A 19,883-nucleotide genomic window follows, 5' to 3' on the forward strand; every position below is an offset into this window, starting at 1 on the left:
GGCAAAACATGGTGGAGAAGCCGTGCAAGTTCCGTCACAAAAGAGCACCACCGGGGTGTGAGAAGCAGCCCGGACGAGTAGGTGCCCACCAAACGGACAGGGTGATCCGCCGACGGCGCGGAGACCTATCCTGGGGAACGTCGGACAGCGCGGTCCGCAACCTCCCGCCGGCCACGGCCGGCGGAGCCCCGGCGGCAGCCGGGGAGAACTCCCGCAAGCGCCCGGACGTGCTCAGATCACGAAGATCACTGCAAGGAGCCGCACCTGTGAGCAGTGCCGACATCACCCCCGCCGCGAACGACGAGCGCACCGACGGCGCCGGCACCCCGGCCACCGCCGACGCCGCCCGCGACAACGGGCCCCTGCGCGCCGACATCCGCCGCCTCGGCGACCTCCTCGGCGAGACCCTCGTCCGCCAGGAAGGCCAGGAGCTGCTGGACCTCGTCGAACAGGTCCGCGCCCTGACCCGCTCCGACGGCGAGGCCGCCGCCCGGCTCCTCGGCGAGACCGACCTGGCCACCGCCGCCAAGCTGGTCCGCGCCTTCTCCACCTACTTCCACCTCGCCAACGTCACCGAACAGGTGCACCGCGGCCGCGAGCTGCGCGCCAAGCGCGCCGCCGAAGGCGGCATCCTCGCCCGCACCGCCGACATGCTCAAGGACGCCGACCCCGAGCACCTGCGCGCGACCGCCAAGAACCTCGGCGTACGGCCCGTCTTCACCGCCCACCCCACCGAGGCCGCCCGCCGCTCCGTCCTCACCAAGCTCCGCAAGGTCGCCGAGCTCCTGGACCGCACGGACACCACCGAGCGCCGCCGCGCCGACCTGCGCCTCGCCGAGAACATCGACCTCATCTGGCAGACCGACGAACTGCGCGTCGCCCGCCCGGAGCCCACCGACGAGGCCCGCAACGCCATCTACTACCTCGACGAACTCGGCCGCGGCGCCGTCGGCGACGTCCTCGAAGACCTCGCCGCCGAACTGGAACGGGCCGGCGCCCAGCTCCCGCCCGGCACCCGCCCCCTCACCTTCGGCACCTGGATCGGCGGCGACCGCGACGGCAACCCCAACGTCACCCCCCAGGTCACCTGGGACGTCCTGATCCTCCAGCACGAACACGGCATCACCGACGCCCTCGAACACATCGACGAGCTGCGCGGCGCCCTCTCCAACTCCATCCGCAACTGCGGCGCCACCGACGAACTCCTCGCCTCCCTCCAGCAGGACCTCGACGCCCTCCCCGAGATCAGCCCCCGCTACAAGCGGCTGAACGCCGAGGAGCCCTACCGCCTCAAGGCCACCTGCATCCGCCAGAAGCTCGTCAACACCCGCGAACGCCTGGCCAACGACACCCCGCACGTCCCCGGCCGCGACTACCTCGGCACCGAGGGACTCATCGAGGACCTCACCCTCATCCAGACCTCCCTGCGCGAGCACCGCGGCGGCCTCGTCGCCGACGGCCGCCTGGAACGCACGATCCGCACCATCTCCGCCTTCGGCCTCCAGCTCGCCACCATGGACGTCCGCGAACACGCCGACGCCCACCACCACGCCCTCGGCCAGCTCTTCGACCGCCTCGGCGAGGAATCCTGGCGCTACACCGACATGCCGCGCGACTACCGCCGCAAGCTCCTCGCCAAGGAACTGCGCTCGCGCCGCCCCCTCGCCCCCAGCCCCGCCCCCCTCGACGAGGCCGGTGCCAAGACCCTCGGCGTCTTCCGCACCATCCTCAAGGCCAAGAAGACCTTCGGCCCGGAGGTGGTCGAGTCCTACATCATCTCCATGTGCCAGGGCTCCGACGACGTCTTCGCCGCCACCGTCCTGGCCCGCGAAGCCGGCCTCATCGACCTGCACGCCGGCTGGGCCAAGATCGGCATCGTGCCGCTCCTGGAGACCACCGACGAACTCAAGATCGCCGACCAGCTCCTGGACGAGATGCTCGCCGACCCCTCCTACCGGCGCCTGGTCGCCCTGCGCGGCGACGTCCAGGAGGTCATGCTCGGCTACTCCGACTCCTCCAAGTTCGGCGGCATCACCACCAGCCAGTGGGAGATCCACCGCGCCCAGCGCCTGCTGCGCGACGTCGCCCACCGGCACGGCGTACGCCTGCGCCTCTTCCACGGCCGCGGCGGCACCGTCGGCCGCGGCGGCGGCCCCTCCCACGACGCGATCCTCGCCCAGCCCTACGGCACCCTCGAAGGCGAGATCAAGGTCACCGAACAGGGCGAGGTCATCTCCGACAAGTACCTGGTGCCCTCCCTCGCCCGGGAGAACCTGGAACTGACCGTCGCCGCCACCCTCCAGGCGTCCGCGCTGCACACCGCGCCCCGCCAGTCCGACGAGGCGCTCGCCCGCTGGGACGCCGCCATGGAGACCGTCTCCGACGCCGCCCACGGCGCCTACCGCAAGCTGGTCGAGGACCCCGACCTGCCCGCGTACTTCTTCGCGTCCACCCCCGTCGACCAGCTCGCCGAACTCCACCTCGGCTCCCGGCCCTCCCGCCGACCCGACTCGGGCGCCGGCCTCGACGGCCTGCGCGCCATCCCGTGGGTCTTCGGCTGGACCCAGTCCCGCCAGATCGTCCCCGGCTGGTTCGGCGTCGGCACGGGCCTCAAGGCCGCCCGCGAAGCCGGACTCGACGTCGTCCTCGACGAGATGCACGAGCACTGGCACTTCTTCCGCAACTTCCTGTCCAACGTCGAGATGACACTGGCCAAGACCGACCTGCGGATCGCCCGGCACTACGTCGACACGCTCGTACCCGACGAGCTCAAGCACGTCTTCGAAACGATCAAGGCCGAGCACGAACTGACCGTGCAGGAAGTCCTGCGCGTGACGGGCGAGAGCGAACTGCTCGAATCCAACCCGGTCCTCAAGCAGACCTTCCACATCCGCGACGCCTACCTCGACCCGATCTCCTACCTCCAGGTCTCCCTGCTGCACCGCCAGCGTGCCGCGGCGGAACGCGGCGAGGAAGCCGACCCGGTACTGGCACGGGCGCTGCTGCTGACCGTGAACGGAGTGGCGGCGGGCCTGCGCAACACGGGGTGACCTGGCGGTCGTCCGGCGCGACCCGGGCCGGCTGCTGCGCGCCGGACAACCGATTGCCCTCAAACGCCGGGCGGGCTTGAATCGTTGGCCGGGGCCTCTGCCCCGGCCAACGGCCGTTCGGGGGGATCACACGGGAGGCATCACACAGGGACGAAGCAACCTCCGGACACCTGCGTAGTACGGACTACAACGCCGCGAACGTCGCCCCCAGCAGCACCGTGCCCAGCAACCCCATCACCCAGGCCGTACGCCGCAGCTTCATACCGCCCGCCACCACCAGCGCCGCCAGCAGCAGCGAACCCGCGAACGGCACCCACGCGTGCAGCACACCACCCGCACCCGTCCGCACCGCACGGTCCGTACCGGGCTGCACCGTCACCTCGACCCGCTCACCACGGTCCGGCGCCGCCGCCGCGGCTATCGACACCCGCTCCAAGTGCCTGCCGTCCCGCTCATCCGGCGCGTACGGACCCGTACACCGGTCGTCCCGGCAACCGGTCACCGTCATCGTGCCGCGCTCCCGCGCCTCCACGAGCATCGCGTACTGCGCCGTGTTCCACGACGTCCACACGCCCGCCACCAGCAGCAGCAGCGCCAGCGCCCCCATCAGTCCCGTACGGGCGACGAGCAGCAACCCGTAGGCGCTCTCCCCCATCCGGCGGGTACGGCTGCGTTTGACCGGACGGCTGCGCTTCTTGGTACTCGGGCGGCTCTTGGGCATGGCGGCGATCCTTGGCCATGCGACTGCGCTCGGTCAACCTCGGGTGCCGGTTCGTCAGCCCCTGGCACCCACTGCCCCATTCGCCCCGCTCACCCCACGTACAGCAGCCCGCGCCTCACGAGTTGTACGTGCTCTGCGCCCGCTCCAGACCGTCCACGACCAGCGCCTCCACGGCATCCGCCGCCCGGTCCACGAAGTAGTCCAGCTCCTTGCGCTCCGCACCGGAGAAGTCCTTCAGCACAAAATCCGCCACCTGCATCCGGCCCGGAGGACGGCCGATACCGAAACGCACCCGGTGATACTCCGCACCCAGCGACTTCGTGATCGACTTCAGCCCGTTGTGACCGTTGTCGCCACCACCCAGCTTCAGCCGCAGCGCCCCGTAGTCGATGTCCAGCTCGTCGTGGACCGCGACGATGTTGCCCACCGGCACCTTGTAGAAGTCCCGCAGCGCCGTCACCGGACCACCCGACAGGTTCATGTACGTCATCGGCTTGGCGATCACCACCCGCCGGCTGCCGGGACCCGGCGGACCGATCCGCCCCTCCACGACCTGCGCCCGCGCCTTGTGCGCCTTGAACCGCCCGCGCATCCGCTCCGCGAGCAGATCCGCCACCATGAACCCCACGTTGTGGCGGTTGGCCGCGTACTCGGGGCCCGGATTGCCCAGCCCCGCGACCAGCCAGGGACCCTCGGCGTCCGTCGTCATCCTCATGTCTCCTTGCAGCAGCAGACCGCGTGAAACGGCTCAACCGCCGCCCCGCGCGACAGCGCCGGGCAGCGGTTGAAACAACGCGTTACAGAAGCGGTCAGGCCTCGGCGGACTCGTCGCCCTCGGCCGCCGGCGCCTCGGCCTGCGCCGCGACGACCTGGAGCACCACGGTCTCCTCGTCGATCGCCAGGGCCGAACCGGACGGCAGGGTGATGTCCTTGGCGTGCACCGAGTCACCGGCGTCCAGGCCCGCCACGGAGACGGTCACCGACTCCGGGATGTGGGTGGCCTCGGCCTCCAGCGGCAGGGTGTTCAGCAGGTGCTCCAGCAGGTTGGCACCCGGCGCCAGGTCGCCCTCGACGTGGATCGGCACCTCGACGGTGACCTTCTCGCCCTGCTTGACGGCCAGGAAGTCCACGTGGACCAGGAAGCCACGGATGGCCTCACGCTGCACGGCCTTGGGGATGACCAGCTCGCTCTCGCCGTCCACGTCCAGGCGGATCAGCGCGTTCGGGGTCTTCAGGGCCATCATCAGCGCGTGGTTGTGGATGGCGATGTGCTTCGGCTCGGCACCGTGGCCGTAGATCACCGCGGGAACCATGTCCTCACGGCGGGAACGGCGGGCGGCACCCTTACCGAAGTCGGTACGGATCTTGGCTTCGAGCTTGACCTCGGCCATGGCGGCACTCCTCGTAGTCGGCGCGGTCGAAGAACGACCGGACGGATCTGTGGGGCGTCACCCGGCCCACGACAGACCTGCTACGAAGAGCGCGTCGATAACGGACCGCCGCACCACAGAAAAGTGCGGCCTCCCTCGCCGAGCAACTCCACGAGTCTACCCGGCGGGGAGGCCACCCCCAAGTCGATCTCCCACAGCCCCCGCGGGCTACGGGATCCGGCTCACTGCTCCTCGAAGAGGCTGGTCACCGAGCCGTCCTCGAAGACCTCACGGATCGCCCGCGCGATCGTCGGCGCCATCGACAGCACCGTGATCTTGTCCAGCTCCAGCTCCGACGGCGTGGGCAGGGTGTTCGTGAACACGAACTCGCTCACCTTGGAGTTCTTCAAACGGTCCGCCGCCGGGCCCGACAGAATGCCGTGCGTCGCCGTCACGATGACGTCCGCGGCACCGTTCGCGAACAGCGCGTCCGCCGCGGCACAGATCGTGCCACCGGTGTCGATCATGTCGTCGACCAGGACGCAGACCCGGTCCTTCACGTCACCGACGACCTCGTGGACCGTGACCTGGTTCGCCACGTCCTTGTCGCGCCGCTTGTGCACGATCGCCAGCGGCGCGTCCAGCCGGTCGCACCAGCGGTCCGCGACCCGCACCCGGCCCGCGTCCGGCGAGACCACCGTGAGCTTCTCGCGGTCCACCTTCGCACCCACGTAGTCCGCGAGCACCGGCAGCGCGAACAGGTGGTCCACCGGGCCGTCGAAGAAGCCCTGGATCTGGTCCGTGTGCAGGTCGACCGTAACGATCCGGTCCGCGCCGGCGCACTTGAGCAGGTCCGCGATCAGCCGGGCCGAGATCGGCTCGCGGCCGCGGTGCTTCTTGTCCTGGCGGGCGTACCCGTACGACGGGATGACCACGGTGATGCTGCGGGCCGAGGCCCGCTTGAGCGCATCGATCATGATCAACTGTTCCATGATCCACTTATTGATGGGAGCCGTGTGGCTCTGCATCAAGAAGCAGTCGGCACCACGCGCCGACTCCTGGTAACGGACATAGATCTCTCCGTTGGCGAAGTCGAACGCCTTGGTCGGGACCAGCCCGACACCCAGCTGGTGGGCGACCTCCTCAGCCAGCTCGGGGTGGGCGCGGCCGGAGAAGAGCATCAGCTTCTTCTCGCCGGTCGTCTTGATCCCGGTCACAGCAAATCTCCTCAGATCCTGTTTGCGTGCGCTTATCACGGTACGCCCCGCACGGCGCACCCGAGCACGATCACTGCTCGCCGTCGGACTCCTGGCCAGCAGCAGACGCAGCCTGCGCGGCGGCGCTTCCGGGACGCTTACGAGCGACCCAACCCTCGATATTCCGCTGCTGGCCGCGCGCGACCGCCAGCGAACCCGGGGGCACATCCTTGGTGATGACCGAGCCGGCAGCGGTGTACGCACCGTCCCCGACCGTGACAGGAGCCACAAACATATTGTCCGAGCCGGTCTTGCAGTGCGACCCGACCGTCGTGTGGTGCTTCGCCTCACCGTCGTAATTCACGAACACACTCGCCGCGCCGATGTTGCTGAACTCACCGATCGTCGCGTCACCCACATACGACAGGTGCGGCACCTTCGTACCCTCACCGATCGTCGCGTTCTTCATCTCCACGTACGTACCGGCCTTCGCCTTCGGCCCCAGATCCGTACCCGGACGCAAATACGCGTACGGCCCCACACTCGCACCAGGACCGACCTTCGCACCGTCCGCGACCGTGAACGACACCGTCGCGCCCTCGCCGACCACCGTGTCCTTCAACCGCGAATCCGGACCCACCTCCGCATGCGCCGCGACGCGCGTACCGCCCAGCAGCTGCGTATTCGGGTGCACCGTCGCATCCGCCTCGAACGACACCGACACGTCCACCCACGTCGTCGCCGGGTCCACGACCGTCACACCGGCCAGCATCGCCCGGTGCAGCAGCCGCTCGTTCAGCAGCCGGCGCGCCTCGGCCAGCTGCACCCGGTTGTTGATCCCCAGGATCTCCCGGTGGTCGTCCGCCACCGCGGCGCCGACCCGGTGCCCGGCCTCCCGCAGGATGCCCAGCACGTCCGTGAGGTACTCCTCACCCTGGCTGTTGTCCGTACGGACCTTGCCCAGCGCGTCCGTCAGCAGCTGCGCGTCGAACGCGAACACCCCGGAGTTGATCTCCCGGATCGCGCGCTGCGCGTCCGTGGCGTCCTTGTGCTCGACGATCTCGGTCACCGCGCCGGTGTTCTCGTCCCGCACGATCCGGCCGTACCCCGTCGAGTCCGGGACCTCGGCCGACAGCACGGTGACGGCGTTGCCGTCCGCCGCGTGGGTGTCACCGAGCTTCTTGAGGGTCTCGCCGGTCAGCAGCGGAGTGTCCCCGCACACGACGATCACGGTGCCGTCGAGAGTGACGCCCCCGTTGCTCAGCTCCTCCAGGCCCATGCGGACGGCATGGCCGGTGCCGTTCTGCTCGTACTGGACAGCGGTCCGCACGTCCTGGTCGATCTCGGCGAGATGCGCGCCGACCTGCTCACGGGCATGGCCGACGACCACGACGAGGTGCTCGGGGGCCAGCTCGCGGGAGGCGGCGACGACATGCCCCACGAGGGAGCGACCGCAGATCGCGTGCAAAACCTTGGGGGTCGTCGACTTCATGCGGGTGCCCTCACCCGCTGCGAGAACGACGACGGCGGCCGGGCGATTGGCGCTCACGGGGATGCCCTTCGGCTTCTTCGGGTGGTGGACACCCGAAGGATACCGGTGCGCTTTGCGGCCGAAACGCGGGCGGGTCCCGACCGGAGGCCGGGACCCGAACGTCGCTCTGCTCCCCTGCCAGGACTCGAACCCGGAATTATCGGACCAAAACCGACTGTGTTGCCCATTACACCACAGGGGAGTGTATAAGCGGTCAAACCGGACATTCCGTCAGGCTGGCCGCTTGGCACCCAACACTATGCCGTACCACCAGCCTTCGATGCGACGGTACAGATCGGCGGATTGCAGAACGCGGACGACGAGGCAGCCGTGATAGCCCTCGCCCACGTTCTTGCGGACGGTCTTCGGGTTGTGTTTCTTCAACGTCGTCTTGGCGAGAGTGGTGACGTCCACGCCGACGAGATCCGCCCAGTAGCGCTCGGCCCCGCCGACATCGGCCTTCTCGTGGATGTGGACGCGGAACTGCAGCCGCTCCGGCGCTACGTCGACCAGTGCGAGCCACGCGAGGAAGAGCCGGATCATGTCGGGGTCACTGTTCGTGAAAGTGACGCGTTCCTGAGGATTGTGTGGCTTGCTCTTGGTGCCTTCCGACCAGTAGAGCGATACCCCGGCCACCAGTAGTTCGCGGTCGCTCAGGCTCGCCATTTCGTCGGCCGCGGCGCGCTTCGTCCGCTGCCGTTCCTCCTCGCGGCGGCGCATTGTCGCTTCCCAGCCGCGTTTCGCGATGGCGGACGCCTGTTCGCTGGTGCGCCTCGGGGGCCTGGGCATGTCCCGTACCCACAGGGAGATCGAGCTCTTCGAGACTCCCAGTTCGACCTGGATCGCGTCGTACGTCATCCCCTGCCCCCGCAGCTCCCTGGCCCTTGCGCGTAGGTCGTCCTTCGCGTTCGGGCGGCGGGTCCAGTCCGGGGGCGGCTCGCCCTCCAGGAGGCGGTTGAGGATGTCGTTGTTGTGGACATGGAGGCGGTCGCGGATCTGGCGGCGGCTTAAGCCGGCGCGGCGGAGGGTGACGGCCTGATCGCGCAGGGACTCGAAGTCCGGTCGTGTGTGGTGCATGACGTCAGGGTCGGGGCGGTCGGTGTACTGAACGGCCGAAAATGTGGGCGATTCAATAGTTCGCGTGAAAGCGGTGGGTACCCGTCCGTAACGGCGCGCTCGCGTGCGTGGACGCTCGACGGACAACCGCTCGGGGGCGCCCGTAGGCTGGTCGGTATGACCGCAACGGGGGCAATCGAGGGAACGAGTGCGCGGGACGCGCCCGCCGGGCCGTGGTGGTGGCCACGGCGGCGGAGTGCTGTGCTGGACGTGTCGCTGGCCGTGGTCTCGACGGTGGAGACCGTGTTCGAGGGGTGGGACTTCGCGGGGGACGCGGGGCTGCCGGCGTGGGTCGGGCTGCTGCTCGGCCTGGTCGTGGGGCCGGTGCTGCTGGTGCGGCGCCGCTGGCCGGTGGCCGTGGTGCTGGTGGCGATCGCGGTGACGCCGACGCAGATGGGCGCGGTGCTGAGTGTGGTGGGCCTGTATTCGCTGGCGGTCTCGGACGTGCCGCGGCGGGTGATCGGGCTGTTGTCCGGGATGGCGGTGACCGGGACGCTGGTCTCCAGTTTCTTCACCATCCGGCAGGACGTGGGGAGCGAGCCCGACTTCAATCCGCCGACGTGGTTCGTGCTGGCGATGGCCGTGGCGGCGGCGCTGGTGCTGACGGCGCCGCCGGTGTTGTGGGGGTTGTACGTCGGTGCCCGTCGGCGGTTGGTGGAGAGCTTGCGGGAGCGGGCCGACGGGCTGGAGCGGGAGCTGTCGCTGCTGGCCGACCGGGCGGAGGAGCGGGCCGAGTGGGCCCGTAACGAGGAGCGGACGCGGATCGCGCGGGAGATGCACGACGTGGTGGCGCACCGGGTGAGTCTGATGGTGGTGCATGCGGCGGCGTTGCAGGCGGTGGCGTTGAAGGATCCGGAGAAGGCGTCGCGTAATGCGGGGCTGGTGGGGGATATGGGCCGGCAGGCGTTGACGGAGTTGCGGGAGATGTTGGGGGTGCTGCGGACGGCGGAGGGCGCGTCGGGGCGGTCGTCGGGTGAGCCGGAGCGTCTGGTGGCGATGGCGTCGCAGGCGAAGGTGAAGGCGGACACGGGCGCGGTCGCGGACACGGATGCGGGTGCGGGGAAGGGAGCGGGGGTGTCCGGTGGTGGGGCGCGTTCCGCGCCGGTGGGCCGGGCGGCGGCGGGGGCCGGGGCGGGTTCCGGCGGGGAGTCGCGGGGTGGTGCCGCGGTGGTGACGGCAGAGCCGGAGGGCGAGGGGCCTTCGCTGGCGGAGCTGGGTGATCTGGTGGGGCAGTCGCGGGTGGCCGGGATGGCGGTGGAGCTGTCGGTGGACGGTGTGGCGGTGGCGGGTGGTTATCCGCCGGGTGTGGAGCAGACGGTGTACCGGGTGGTGCAGGAGGCGCTGACGAATGTGCACAAGCACGCGCCGGGTGCGCGGGCGCGGGTGCGGTTGGCGCATCGGGAGGGTGAGGTGGCGGTGCAGGTGGAGAACGGTCCGTCGGCGCGGGGTGCGGTGGACGCGGGGTTGCCGAGTGGGGGCAATGGGCTGGTCGGGATGCGGGAGCGGGTGACGGCGTTGGGTGGGGTGTTCGTGTCGGGGGCGACGGAGGCGGGCGGTTTCCGGGTGTCTGCGGTGCTGCCGGGGCGGCAGGCGGCCTGAGCGGGTTTTTTCGGGGCGGGAGGGGGCCTGGGTGGGTCCCCTTTCGCTGGTCGCGCCGTGCCGCGTACTGGTGTGCGCGTACTGGTGCGCGCGTACTGGTAGGCGTGTACGGGTCGGTGTGCCGCCGTGGCTGCGTGCCGGTTCAGTTCTCCGGGGGTGTGGTGGGGACGAGGCGGGTCGGGCGGATGCCGAGGACCAGGGTGTTCAGGGCCTGGTCGAGGTCGGCGCCGAGGTACCAGTCGCCGGTGTGGTCGAGGCTGTAGACGCGGCCTTCGGCGTCGATGGCGAGGACGGCTTGGCCGCCTGCTTCCTGGCCGAGGGGGGCGACGTCGGTTTCCAGGGCGCGGCCGAGGTCGCCGAGGGTGCGGGCGAGGTGGAGGCCGTGCAGGGGGTCGAGGGTGAAGGGGGTGGGGGCGATGTGGCGTCCGGGGCCGGTGGGGGCGATGTCGAGGCCGCCGAACTCGGCCCACGCTTCGACGGCGGCGGGGAAGACGATGTGGCGGTGCCCGGCGGGGGAGGCGTGGGCGCGCAGGGCGTCGGCCCAGTGTTCGGCCTGCTTTATGTCCCAGCGCCCGGGGCGCCAGCCGGCGTCCTGGAGGGCGGCGTCGACGGCGACGGGGAAGCGGGTCGCCGAGGTGCGTTCGTAGGAGTCGTACACCGGGGGGATGGGTGCGGTGGGTTCCGGTGACGGTGCGGTGGGCGGCATGGTGGGGGTCAGCTCCCTGCGTGCGTGCCGACGGGCATGACGCCGAAGAAGGCGAGGAGGGCGTCGCAGGAGCGACAGGGGGGTGCGTAGCTGCCGTGCAGGGGGTCGCCGTCCTCTCGGATGTGCCGGGCGGTGATTTTGGAGTGTTTCAGTGAGCGGCGGGCTTCGCCGTTGGTGAGGGGTTTGCGTGAGGCGCGTTTGCCGCGGTTGGCTTCGACGGCGGTGAGGTGGCGGCTCAGCAGGACCGCTTCCGGGCAGCGTCCGGTGAAGCGTTCGCGTTGTGCGGTGGTGAGGGTGTCGAGGAAGTCCTGGACGAGGTGGTGGAGCACCGGGGGCTGTTCGGCTTTGCTGGCGGTGCAGGTGAGGGTGCGGCCGCGTACGGACAGGGCGGCGCCGACGGTGGGGAGGATGCCGTCGCGGCGGTGGCGGAGGGCAGGCGGACGGTCGTCGTCGGCGGTGCCGCTCCAGCCGACGCGGGGGTCTCCCGCGGTGGCGGTGTTGTGGTGTGCCGTGGTGCGCATGGTCAGTGCTTTTCCCTCCCCGAATCCCCGGGACGCCGGAGGTCCCCCGCAAGGGTAGGGGGAGGGTCAGCCTGCCAAATGTGGTGGGTGTTGGGGAAGTCGGGTGTGCTGTCGGTGATGTCACGGTTGTGGCGGGGTGCGGTGGCGTTCCGGTGGGGGGTGGCGGGTGGGTGTGCGGTGGGGGCGTGCGGTGAAGTGGTCGTGCTGGGGCGGGTGTTGGGCGCGGGGGCGGTGGGTGGGGGGTTGACGCGGGCGGGGGAGCCTGTTGCGGTACGGCATAGGCTGTGCTCAGTAGCCAGATTCAGCCAGGGAGCACCGCCATGACGTCAGGTCGGCAAGGGCTGGGGGCATCTCCCGGCCTTCGGGCCGCGGGCCATGCCGCGCCACCGAACACGGCCTATGCCGGGCAGGTCGTGCATTTCCCGGATCCGGTGCGTGCTGCCCGGTATCCGCGTGGGGTGCCGGTGGACGGGAACGGGTTTCCGGATTTCTCGTCGTATGCGCGGGCGGCCGCGGAGATCGCGGAGCCGCCGGAGGGTTTCGGCGTGGACGAGTTGCGGCTGACGGACTATGTGTCCGCGAATGTCGCGTCGCACGCGCGGGGGCACGAGCTGTGGGAGGACGTGCGGTCGGTGGCGACGCCGCACGGCTGGACGTGGCATCACGTGGCGGGTACGCGGCGGATGGAGCTGGTGCCGGCCGAGGTGAAGGCGTTGTTGCGGCATCACGGTGGGCTGGCGACGGCGGCGGTGGATCACGGTAAGCGTGGTACGCGGCCGTTGCAGGACACCCGGCCGGTGCATTTCGGGTTGCCGCACCGGGACGTGTCGGTGTCGGAGGAGCAGGTGCGGCAGGCCGAGGAGTCGCTCGGGTACCGGCTGCCGGGTGCGTACCGCGCGTTTTTGAAGGCGGCGGGCGGGTGTGCGCCGGCGGGTGTGGGGCTGCACGCGGATCTGGGGCTGCTGGTGGACCAGCCGTTCTTCACGGTGCGGGACGAGGCCGCGATGAACGATCTGGTGTACGTCAACAAGTGTCTGCGGGACCACCTGACCAAGGATTACCTGGGGGTGGGGTTCGTGCAGGGCGGTGTCATAGCGGTGAAGGTGCGGGGGGACGCGCTGGGCACGGTGTGGTTCTGCGCGTATGACGATGCCCGGGACCGGGACGGCTGGTCGGTGCAGGAGCGGGTGGAGCGGCTGCTGTTGCCGTGTGGCGTGGATTTCGACGATTTCCTGCAACAGCTGGCGGGGAGTCCGCCGGAGCTGGAGACGGTGGCGGGTCTGATGGTGGACGGCGGCTTCGCGCGCGCTGTTCCGGTGGAGGGGTGAGGCGCGGTGGTGACGTTCGCGCAGGCGCAGGAGCGTGCGGAGCGCTGGGTCAACGGCGAGGTGCCGGGGCCGTTTCAGCGTGAGGTGCGGGTCAGGGAGTTCGATCTGGGCTTTGTGGTGTGGGCGGAGGACCGGGAGGGTGGCCCGACGACGGAGGGCGGGCGGGCGCGGTTGGTGATCGCGCGGGACAGCGGGGAGACGACGCTGTGGCCCGGTCTGCCGGTGGGTGAGGTGATCCGGCGGTACGAGGAGGAGTACGGCGCGCAGGCGGCGCCGGTGGAGGCGCCGCCGCAGCGCATCGATCTGGAGGCGACGTCGTTCCTGTTGACGCCGCCGGAGTGGTTGCAGGAGGCGGCGGACCAGATCGGGCTGGCCGACCGGCGGCAGGGGAGCGCGGCGGAGGCCGGGTCCGGTGTGCCGGAGCCCGTGCAGGACGCGGTGCCGGGGCTGGTTCCGGCGGATGCCACGCCGTGGGCGGGTACGGACATCCGGGAGGACGAGGAGGCCGGGGACCGTTCGGTGGGGTTGCCCGAGACGGTGTTCGCGCCGCCGCTGAGCGGGTTCGACGACGGGGGCACGCCGCCGCCGGGCGCGCGTCCAGAGGCCAAGACGGAGCTGCTGGCGGGCGGCAGCATCCTGCCGCGTACGACGGTGGCGCCCGCGATCGAGGATCCGGCGGCGGGCGGGCCGCTGCTGCCGCCGATGCCGCCGGCGCCGCCGTCCGCGCCGCCCGCTCCGGGTCCGGCGGGCCTGACCGAGCTGCCGCCGCCGTCGGGTCCGCCGGTGGCCGATGTGCCTCCGCCGCCCGCGTTCGCGGGTTCCGGTGGTGGTTCCGGGCCGTCCGGTGCCGCGGCGCAGCCGCCTGCCCCGGCCGCGGCGGCGCCCGCCGCGCCGGCCGGTGGGTACATTCCGACGCAGCTTGTCTCGCAGCTCGACGCGGACGCGCTGGACCTGAGTGCCGTGGACGGCCCCGACGCGTCCGGGCAGGGTGCGGGCCGGGACGCGCAGGACCCGCCCGCTCCGCCGTCCGGCGCCGCCCCGGGCGGTCCCGGCGGCGGGGTGCACGCGGCCGCGACGATGCTGGCCGACGGCGCGGCGATCCAGGCGGGGCAGGTAGGTCAAACGGGACAGGCGGGCCAGGCTGGTCAAGCGGGGAACGTGCCGCCGTCATCCGGTCCGTCCGGTCCGCCCGCGCCGCCCGGTCCGCCCGGCGCCCCCAAGGCGCCCGGTCCGCCCGGCAAGCCCGGTACGGGGGATGCGCCCCGAGATGGTGCGACACGTGACGGTTCGTCGCGCGAGGGTGCTTCCGGTGACGCGGGGGGCCCGCCTCCGCCGCCGTCCGCGCCGCCGTCCGCCCCGCCGGGCGGTGGCGGCGGGGTGCACGCCGCGGCGACGATGCTCGCCGACGGCGCCGGCGGTCCGGCCGTGCCGGGGCCCGGCGTGCCGCCGCCCGCGGTGCACGTGCCGCCGCAGGCCGCTCCCGCGATGCCGCCTCCGGGTGTGCCGTCGGCCGCCGCGCAGGGGGCCGGGGGCTCGTACGGCTATCCGCCGGCGCCGTCCGGCCGGCCGACCGTGGGGCCCGGCTACATGGCCGTACTGAGCTATCGCGCGCCGGACGGTTCGGAGCAGAAGATCGTGCGGCGTTCCGCGCCGGGCACCCCGCATCCGGAGTGGCAGCTGCTGCACGAGCTGCGCGGCATGAACATTCCGCCGCAGCAGGTGCTGGAGCTGCACACGGAGCTGGAGTCGTGTGACCTGCCGGGTGGTTACTGCGCGCGGATGATCCGGGAGACCTGGCCGCAGGTGCGGATCAGCCACACCGCGGCGTACGGGACGGAGCACGCCTCGCGGCAGCAGGGCGTACGGCATCTCGTGGCGCATCAGGGCGAGTTGCACCAGGTGGCGGGCGGTCCGGCGCGGCCGGCGCCGGTGCGGGTGCCGTTGCCGCACCCGTCGCAGGTGCAGCCGGTGCCGCCGGTGCCGCCGCAGGTGTTCGGGCAGGAGCTGGAGCAGTCCTTCGGGCCGCAGGGCGTCTTCCGGTTCGACCAGCGGGCGGTGTCCCGGCAGGGGGTGCCGGACGTGGTGGCGCAGACGCTGGTGTGGGCCGGGCTGCCGGTGGACTTCGGGCCGTTCTTCTGGGCGCAGGCGCAGCCGGGCCGTCCGGTGCCGACGCTGGCGGAGCTGGCGGCGGAGCGCGGGGTGCGGCCTGCGGCGGACGCGGGGTCCTATCTGGTGATGGGCAACGATTTCGGCCGTCAGCTGTGTGTGCAGTACGGGACGGCGCACATCGTGGCGGTGCCGTTGGAGGCTGCCCCGAACGGTCAGCCGGCGGTGCCGCAGTTCGTGAACAGCGGGCTGCCGGAGTTCGTGCGGTGCATGGCGATGCTGGGCCGGATGTGGCGGCTGCGGTACGGGCTGACGCCGGAACAGGCGGGGCACTGGACGGTGGACTTCCAGGCGCAGCTGGTGGCGCTGGATCCGCCGGCGCTGGGGTCGCCGGAGACGTGGTGGTCGGTGCTGCTCGAACAGATGTGGGACGGGCTGCTGTAGTCCGTGTGCGGGGCGGTGTGCCGGGTGGCCGGTGTACCGCCCTGCTTCCGTGTCCCGGTCACCTGGTACGTCGCTCTGTTTCCGTGTACCGGGTGAGGGCCTTGTGCCGCTGCCGGCGGCGCTCGACCTGCGGGACGGCCGGGCCGCCGTGATCCTTCGTATATGGATCAGCCGCCGTCCTCGTCACCGCCCCCGCAGGAGGGGACGTCGACGCTGTACCGGGCCGGGCGTCGCCGTCGGCGTGGGCGGCGGCGCATGTCGTGGCCGAAGCGGATCGCGTTGCTGCTGCTCGTCGTGGTGGTGCTGGTGGTGGCGGGTGGTGTGGCGCTGTACGTGTGGGCGGGCGGTCAGGTGCGGCGGGCGGAACCGCTCGCGGGCTACTCCGGCAGGCCGTCGCCTGGCAAGGGCACGAACTGGCTGCTCATCGGTTCGGACAGCCGGCAGAGCCTGACGCCCGAGCAGCGCAAGGAGCTGCACGTCGGCAACGAGGAGGGGCTGAACACCGACACGATCATGGTGCTGCACCGCGGGGACAGCGGTCCCTACCTGGTGAGCCTGCCGCGGGACAGTTACGTGGCGATCCCGGGCCACGGCCGGAACAAGGTGAACGTGGCGTTCGCGGAGGGCGGACCGAAGCTGCTGGCGCGCACCGTGGAGCAGGCGACGGGGCTGCGGATCGGTCACTATGCCGAGATTGACTTCCTGGGTCTCGTTCGGGTGGTGGACGCGCTCGGCGGAGTGCGTATGTGTTTGGACAAGGCGCTCAAGGACGAGAAGTCGGGGGCGGACTTCCGGGCGGGATGTCAGGAAATGGACGGAGTGCGGGCACTGGCGTATGTACGGGCGCGTTATACGGATCCGGAGGGCGATCTGGGCAGGGTCAGGCGGCAGCGGCAGCTGATCGGCGCGGTTGCGGACAAGGCGCTGGGCGCCGGGGTGCTGCTCGATCCGTTCACCCTGGTGCCGGCGGCGGACGCGGCGCTGTCGGCGCTGACCGTGGACCGGGGGGCCGGTGTGCCGGACCTGGGGCGGCTGAGCTGGTCGATGAAGGAGGTCGCGGACGGGAAGGGGTCGGCGACGACGGTTCCGGTGGCCAGTCCAGGGGTGGATCTGGGCGGTGTGGGCGATGTGGTGGAGTGGGACGAGCAGGGAGCGCGGCGGCTGTTCCAGGCCCTCCGCGAAGATGTCCCGATTCCGACTTCTGGCAACAATTGACGCATCCTGGAGCATTGAGAGGGGCGGAGTGTCGCGTAACGGTCGCTTCGAATGGATCCAAAAAGATGTGCGCGAAATCGCGCCGCACGTCGGAGAGGGGCTTGAGGGATGAGTGCATCGGTTTCGCCTCATGGGTTCGAGATCGTACGAGGGCGTGGCTACCGTCCCGAGGACGTCGACCGCCGGGTGGAAGGGCTCTCGGTCGACCGCGATTCCTGCTGGGAGCGGGCCGCGCGGCTGACGGTGCTCGCCAACGAGATGACGGCGGAACTGGACGAGCTGCGCGAGTACGTGCGGCAGCTGCCGCCGCAGACGTACGAGTCGCTGGGCGAGCAGGCGCGGCTGATCCTGACGACGGCGGAGTCCGAGGCGGCGCGGCTGCGGGCGGACGCCGAGGAGGCGGCCGAGCGGGCGCGCGAGGAGGCCGAGACGTACGCGCGGCAGCTCCAGGAGGCCGCCGAGCGGGCGTCGCAGGAGCTGCGGGACGAGACCGAGGAGCGGGCGCGGCGGACCGTGGACGCGGCGTGGGCCGAGGCGGACGCCCTGGTGACGGCGGCCTCGAAGGACGCCGGGGAGTGGCGGGCCGCGGCGGCGGACGCGCTGCGCGAGATGGAGCGGCGCACCACTCAGTTGCTGCGGGAGCAGGAGGAGGAGCAGGCCGAGCAGTGGGAGGCGGCCGGGCGCGACCTCGCGGCGCAGGAGGCCGACCTGGAGCAGCGGGTCGCGGAGCTGGAGGAGCTGGGGCGGGCCAAGGTCGCCGAGGCGGAGCGTTTCCTCGCGGAGGCCGAGGAGGCGGCGCGGCACCGCGACGAGGACGCCGAGGCGCGCGCGGCGGACCTGCTCGCGCAGGCCAGGGTCGAGGTGGAGCGGATCGAGCGGACCACCGAGCGGACGGTGCGCGAGCACACGGAGCGGCGCGAGAAGGTGCGCGAGCACATGACGCACGTCCGCAACACGCTTGCCGCCCTGACGGGGAAGGCCCCGGACGAGGACGAGCCGGCGGGGGACGGCGCGGCTGCCGGTGAGGGGGACGGGGCGGCCGTGGAGGCGGGCGCCACGACGAGCGTCGAGGGCGGCACGGTGCTGCTGGAGAAGGCCGGTGAAGCCGGCGACGCTGAGGTGGCCGGTGATGCTGGAGTGGCCGGTGGCGCTGGCGTCGCCGAGGTGGCCGGTGAAGCGGAGGAGGCCGGGGCCGGTGGGGCCGGTGCCACTGGTGACGCCGGTGACGCCGACACGCGGGCCCCGGTCGACCCCGACAACGAGGACACGCTGGAGACGGAGCTGCCGCGCCCGCCCGGCCGGCAGTAGCAGGGCGGGCGGCAGACGCCGGCCCGGCGGCCCCGGGGCCCTCAGCCCCGGGGCGCCCCCTCGGCGTCCTCGGGCTCCCCGTACACAGGGAAGCGGCGCGGCGCGAGCACCAGCAGGATCAGGAAGGCGAGGCCCGCGGCGACCGCCGCGCCGAGGTAGACGTGGTCGACGGTGGCGTCCACGGCGCGCCGCAGGTAGTCGGCGGCGCGGTCGGTGAGGGCGCCGGCGCTGCCCAGGGCGTGCGAGACGGAGTCCAGGTCGCCGGGCAGGCCCGTCCGGATGTCGGCGGGGGCGGCGGCCAGCCGGCCGTTGAGGGTGGTGTTGGCGACGGCGCCGAACAGGGCGGCGCCGACGCACTGGCCGACCTGGCGGCAGAAGAGGACGGAGGCGGTCGCGGTGCCGCGTTCCGCGAAGCCGACGGAGGACTGCACGCCGATGATCAGGGGCAGCTGGAAGAGGCCGAGGGCGGCGCCGAGCGCCAGCATGATCAGGGCGGGCTGCCAGGCGGCGCCGGGGTAGGGCAGCAGCGGGAAGGCGAGCAGTACCAGCGTGGCGGCGCCGATGCCGGTCATGGCGCAGGCGCGGATGCCGACGCGGTTGTAGACATGGCTGCTCAGGGCGGCGGACACCGGCCAGCTCAGGGTCATGGTGGACAGTACGAAGCCGGCCGCGACCGGGCCCAGGCCCAGGACCGCCTGGGCGTAGGTGGGCAGGAAGACGGTCGGTGCGACCATGAGCAGGCCGACGGCGCCGAGCGCGAGGTTGACGGCGGAGATCGTACGGCGGCGCCAGACCCAGCCCGGGATGATCGGTTCGGCGGCGCGGCGTTCGACGAGGACGGTGGCGACGCCGCACGCGGCGCTGCCCGCGAAGAGCAGCAGGGACGGCGCGGAGAGCCAGGGCCAGGCGGTGCCGCCCTGGACGAGGGCGGTGAGCAGCAGGCCGCCGCAGGCGAAGACGGCGAGGGCGCCGGGCCAGTCGACGCGGGGGCGCCGGGTGCGGTCGCGGGCGGGCAGCGATTCGCGGAGGTGCCGTCCGACGAGCCAGAGGGCGAGGGCGCCCACCGGCAGGTTGACCAGGAAGATCCAGCGCCAGTCGGCGTACCCGGCGAGCAGGCCGCCGAGGGCGGGTCCGGCGACGGAGGAGGTCGCCCAGACGGTGGACAGCTTGGCCTGGATCTTGGGGCGTTCCTTCATCGGGTAGAGGTCGGCGGCGACGGTCTGGACGGTGCCCTGGAGGGCGCCGCCGCCGAGTCCTTGCAGGATGCGGAAGGCGATGAGGGAGCCCATGTCCCAGGCGGCCGCGCACAGCAGCGAGCCGGCGAGGAAGAGGAGCACGCCGGCGACGAGGACGGGCTTGCGGCCGAAGGTGTCGGAGAGTTTGCCGTAGACGGGCAGGGTGACGGTGACGGCGAGCAGGTAGCCGGAGAAGAGCCAGGAGAAGACGGCGAAGCCGCCGAGGTCGCCGACGATCTGGGGGACGGCGGTGGCGATGATGGTGGAGTCGAGGGCGGCGAGCGCCATGCAGAGCATCAGGGCGGCCACGACGCGGCCGCGCCCGGCGGGTGCGCCCGCCGTGGCCGTCGGGCCGCCGCCCCGTCCCCCGTCCGGCCTCTTGACGCGGTCCCGTTCCTCGCTGCTGCGGTTCACGTGCCCCCCTCGGCTATCCATGT

15 protein-coding genes and 1 tRNA gene are annotated in these 19,883 nt (G+C 71.7%); 6 read left to right on the forward strand and 10 right to left on the reverse strand.

Annotation, left to right across the window (positions count from 1 at the left end):
• Positions 1-266: 266 nt before the first annotated feature.
• Positions 267-3,050 carry a phosphoenolpyruvate carboxylase gene (ppc, locus tag ACH4OW_RS30365; RefSeq protein WP_398030998.1) on the forward strand — a complete coding sequence of 928 codons (2,784 nt, stop codon included), beginning with the start codon at positions 267-269 and terminating at the stop codon, positions 3,048-3,050.
• Between the two features lie 184 nt (positions 3,051-3,234).
• Here the strand turns inward: ppc and ACH4OW_RS30370 are convergent, their stop codons facing one another.
• The 7 genes from ACH4OW_RS30370 to ACH4OW_RS30400 all read right to left on the reverse strand — a co-directional run bounded on the left by ACH4OW_RS30370 (position 3,235) and on the right by ACH4OW_RS30400 (position 8,945).
• A complete protein-coding gene (locus ACH4OW_RS30370) occupies positions 3,235-3,771 on the reverse strand; it encodes a hypothetical protein (protein ID WP_360127176.1) in 537 nt (178 codons plus the stop codon).
• Positions 3,772-3,886: 115 nt separating this feature from the next.
• The gene (pth, locus tag ACH4OW_RS30375; RefSeq protein WP_360127341.1) at positions 3,887-4,480 is read right to left on the reverse strand and encodes an aminoacyl-tRNA hydrolase; all 594 of its coding nucleotides are present in this window, start codon (positions 4,478-4,480) and stop codon (positions 3,887-3,889) included.
• A 100-nt stretch (positions 4,481-4,580) separates the two neighbouring features.
• Complete coding sequence (locus ACH4OW_RS30380; protein WP_398030999.1) at positions 4,581-5,162, reverse strand: 50S ribosomal protein L25/general stress protein Ctc; 582 nt, start codon at positions 5,160-5,162, stop codon at positions 4,581-4,583.
• 221 nt (positions 5,163-5,383) lie between these two features.
• Positions 5,384-6,358: a ribose-phosphate diphosphokinase gene (locus ACH4OW_RS30385; RefSeq protein ID WP_003984389.1), complete on the reverse strand. Its 975-nt coding sequence runs from the start codon at positions 6,356-6,358 to the stop codon at positions 5,384-5,386.
• Between the two features lie 70 nt (positions 6,359-6,428).
• Positions 6,429-7,886, reverse strand: coding sequence for a bifunctional UDP-N-acetylglucosamine diphosphorylase/glucosamine-1-phosphate N-acetyltransferase GlmU (glmU, locus tag ACH4OW_RS30390; protein WP_398031001.1), 1,458 nt, complete (start codon positions 7,884-7,886; stop codon positions 6,429-6,431).
• A gap of 112 nt (positions 7,887-7,998) precedes the next feature.
• Positions 7,999-8,070: transfer RNA gene (locus ACH4OW_RS30395), tRNA-Gln, on the reverse strand.
• 29 nt (positions 8,071-8,099) lie between these two features.
• Positions 8,100-8,945 carry a hypothetical protein gene (locus ACH4OW_RS30400; protein WP_398031002.1) on the reverse strand — a complete coding sequence of 282 codons (846 nt, stop codon included), beginning with the start codon at positions 8,943-8,945 and terminating at the stop codon, positions 8,100-8,102.
• A gap of 156 nt (positions 8,946-9,101) precedes the next feature.
• Between ACH4OW_RS30400 and ACH4OW_RS30405 the strand changes: the two genes are divergently transcribed.
• On the forward strand, positions 9,102-10,583 hold the full coding sequence (locus ACH4OW_RS30405) for a sensor histidine kinase (protein ID WP_398031004.1): 1,482 nt from the start codon (positions 9,102-9,104) through the stop codon (positions 10,581-10,583).
• Between the two features lie 142 nt (positions 10,584-10,725).
• On the opposite strand, the gene ACH4OW_RS30410 is transcribed toward ACH4OW_RS30405, so the two are convergent.
• Both ACH4OW_RS30410 and ACH4OW_RS30415 read right to left on the reverse strand, forming a co-directional pair.
• Positions 10,726-11,289, reverse strand: coding sequence for an SUKH-3 domain-containing protein (locus ACH4OW_RS30410; RefSeq protein WP_398031006.1), 564 nt, complete (start codon positions 11,287-11,289; stop codon positions 10,726-10,728).
• 8 nt (positions 11,290-11,297) lie between these two features.
• The gene (locus tag ACH4OW_RS30415) at positions 11,298-11,810 is read right to left on the reverse strand and encodes a YwqJ-related putative deaminase (RefSeq protein ID WP_360127158.1); all 513 of its coding nucleotides are present in this window, start codon (positions 11,808-11,810) and stop codon (positions 11,298-11,300) included.
• 320 nt (positions 11,811-12,130) lie between these two features.
• On the opposite strand from ACH4OW_RS30415, the gene ACH4OW_RS30420 reads away from it, so the two are divergent.
• The 4 genes from ACH4OW_RS30420 (at position 12,131) to ACH4OW_RS30435 (ending at position 18,211) form a co-directional block, all read left to right on the forward strand.
• Positions 12,131-13,138, forward strand: a complete 1,008-nt coding sequence (locus ACH4OW_RS30420) for an SMI1/KNR4 family protein (protein WP_398031008.1) — start codon at positions 12,131-12,133, stop codon at positions 13,136-13,138.
• Positions 13,139-13,144: 6 nt separating this feature from the next.
• Positions 13,145-15,688 carry an SUKH-4 family immunity protein gene (locus ACH4OW_RS30425; RefSeq protein WP_398031009.1) on the forward strand — a complete coding sequence of 848 codons (2,544 nt, stop codon included), beginning with the start codon at positions 13,145-13,147 and terminating at the stop codon, positions 15,686-15,688.
• Between the two features lie 273 nt (positions 15,689-15,961).
• Entirely contained in the window at positions 15,962-16,903 is a 942-nt protein-coding gene (locus ACH4OW_RS30430; RefSeq protein ID WP_398031105.1) for an LCP family protein, read from the forward strand.
• A 108-nt stretch (positions 16,904-17,011) separates the two neighbouring features.
• The gene (locus ACH4OW_RS30435; RefSeq protein ID WP_398031011.1) at positions 17,012-18,211 is read left to right on the forward strand and encodes a cellulose-binding protein; all 1,200 of its coding nucleotides are present in this window, start codon (positions 17,012-17,014) and stop codon (positions 18,209-18,211) included.
• A 41-nt stretch (positions 18,212-18,252) separates the two neighbouring features.
• Here the strand turns inward: ACH4OW_RS30435 and ACH4OW_RS30440 are convergent, their stop codons facing one another.
• Positions 18,253-19,860: an MFS transporter gene (locus ACH4OW_RS30440; protein WP_398031012.1), complete on the reverse strand. Its 1,608-nt coding sequence runs from the start codon at positions 19,858-19,860 to the stop codon at positions 18,253-18,255.
• Positions 19,861-19,883 lie beyond the last annotated feature (23 nt).

This window comes from Streptomyces sp. NPDC017056, from assembly GCF_044332485.1.
In the GTDB taxonomy this organism is placed as follows: Bacteria; Actinomycetota; Actinomycetes; order Streptomycetales; family Streptomycetaceae; genus Streptomyces.

Bases quoted from the DNA above. Each gene is read 5' to 3' on its own strand.
- ACH4OW_RS30370 (WP_360127176.1), bottom strand. From the start codon at position 3,771: ATGCCCAAGAGCCGCCCGAGTACCAAGAAGCGCAGCCGTCCGGTCAAA.
- pth (WP_360127341.1), bottom strand. From the start codon at position 4,480: ATGACGACGGACGCCGAGGGTCCCTGGCTGGTCGCGGGGCTGGGCAAT.
- ACH4OW_RS30380 (WP_398030999.1), bottom strand. From the start codon at position 5,162: ATGGCCGAGGTCAAGCTCGAAGCCAAGATCCGTACCGACTTCGGTAAG.
- ACH4OW_RS30400 (WP_398031002.1), bottom strand. From the start codon at position 8,945: ATGCACCACACACGACCGGACTTCGAGTCCCTGCGCGATCAGGCCGTC.
- ACH4OW_RS30405 (WP_398031004.1), top strand. From the start codon at position 9,102: ATGACCGCAACGGGGGCAATCGAGGGAACGAGTGCGCGGGACGCGCCC.
- ACH4OW_RS30410 (WP_398031006.1), bottom strand. From the start codon at position 11,289: ATGCCGCCCACCGCACCGTCACCGGAACCCACCGCACCCATCCCCCCG.
- ACH4OW_RS30415 (WP_360127158.1), bottom strand. From the start codon at position 11,810: ATGCGCACCACGGCACACCACAACACCGCCACCGCGGGAGACCCCCGC.
- ACH4OW_RS30420 (WP_398031008.1), top strand. From the start codon at position 12,131: ATGACGTCAGGTCGGCAAGGGCTGGGGGCATCTCCCGGCCTTCGGGCC.
- ACH4OW_RS30435 (WP_398031011.1), top strand. From the start codon at position 17,012: ATGAGTGCATCGGTTTCGCCTCATGGGTTCGAGATCGTACGAGGGCGT.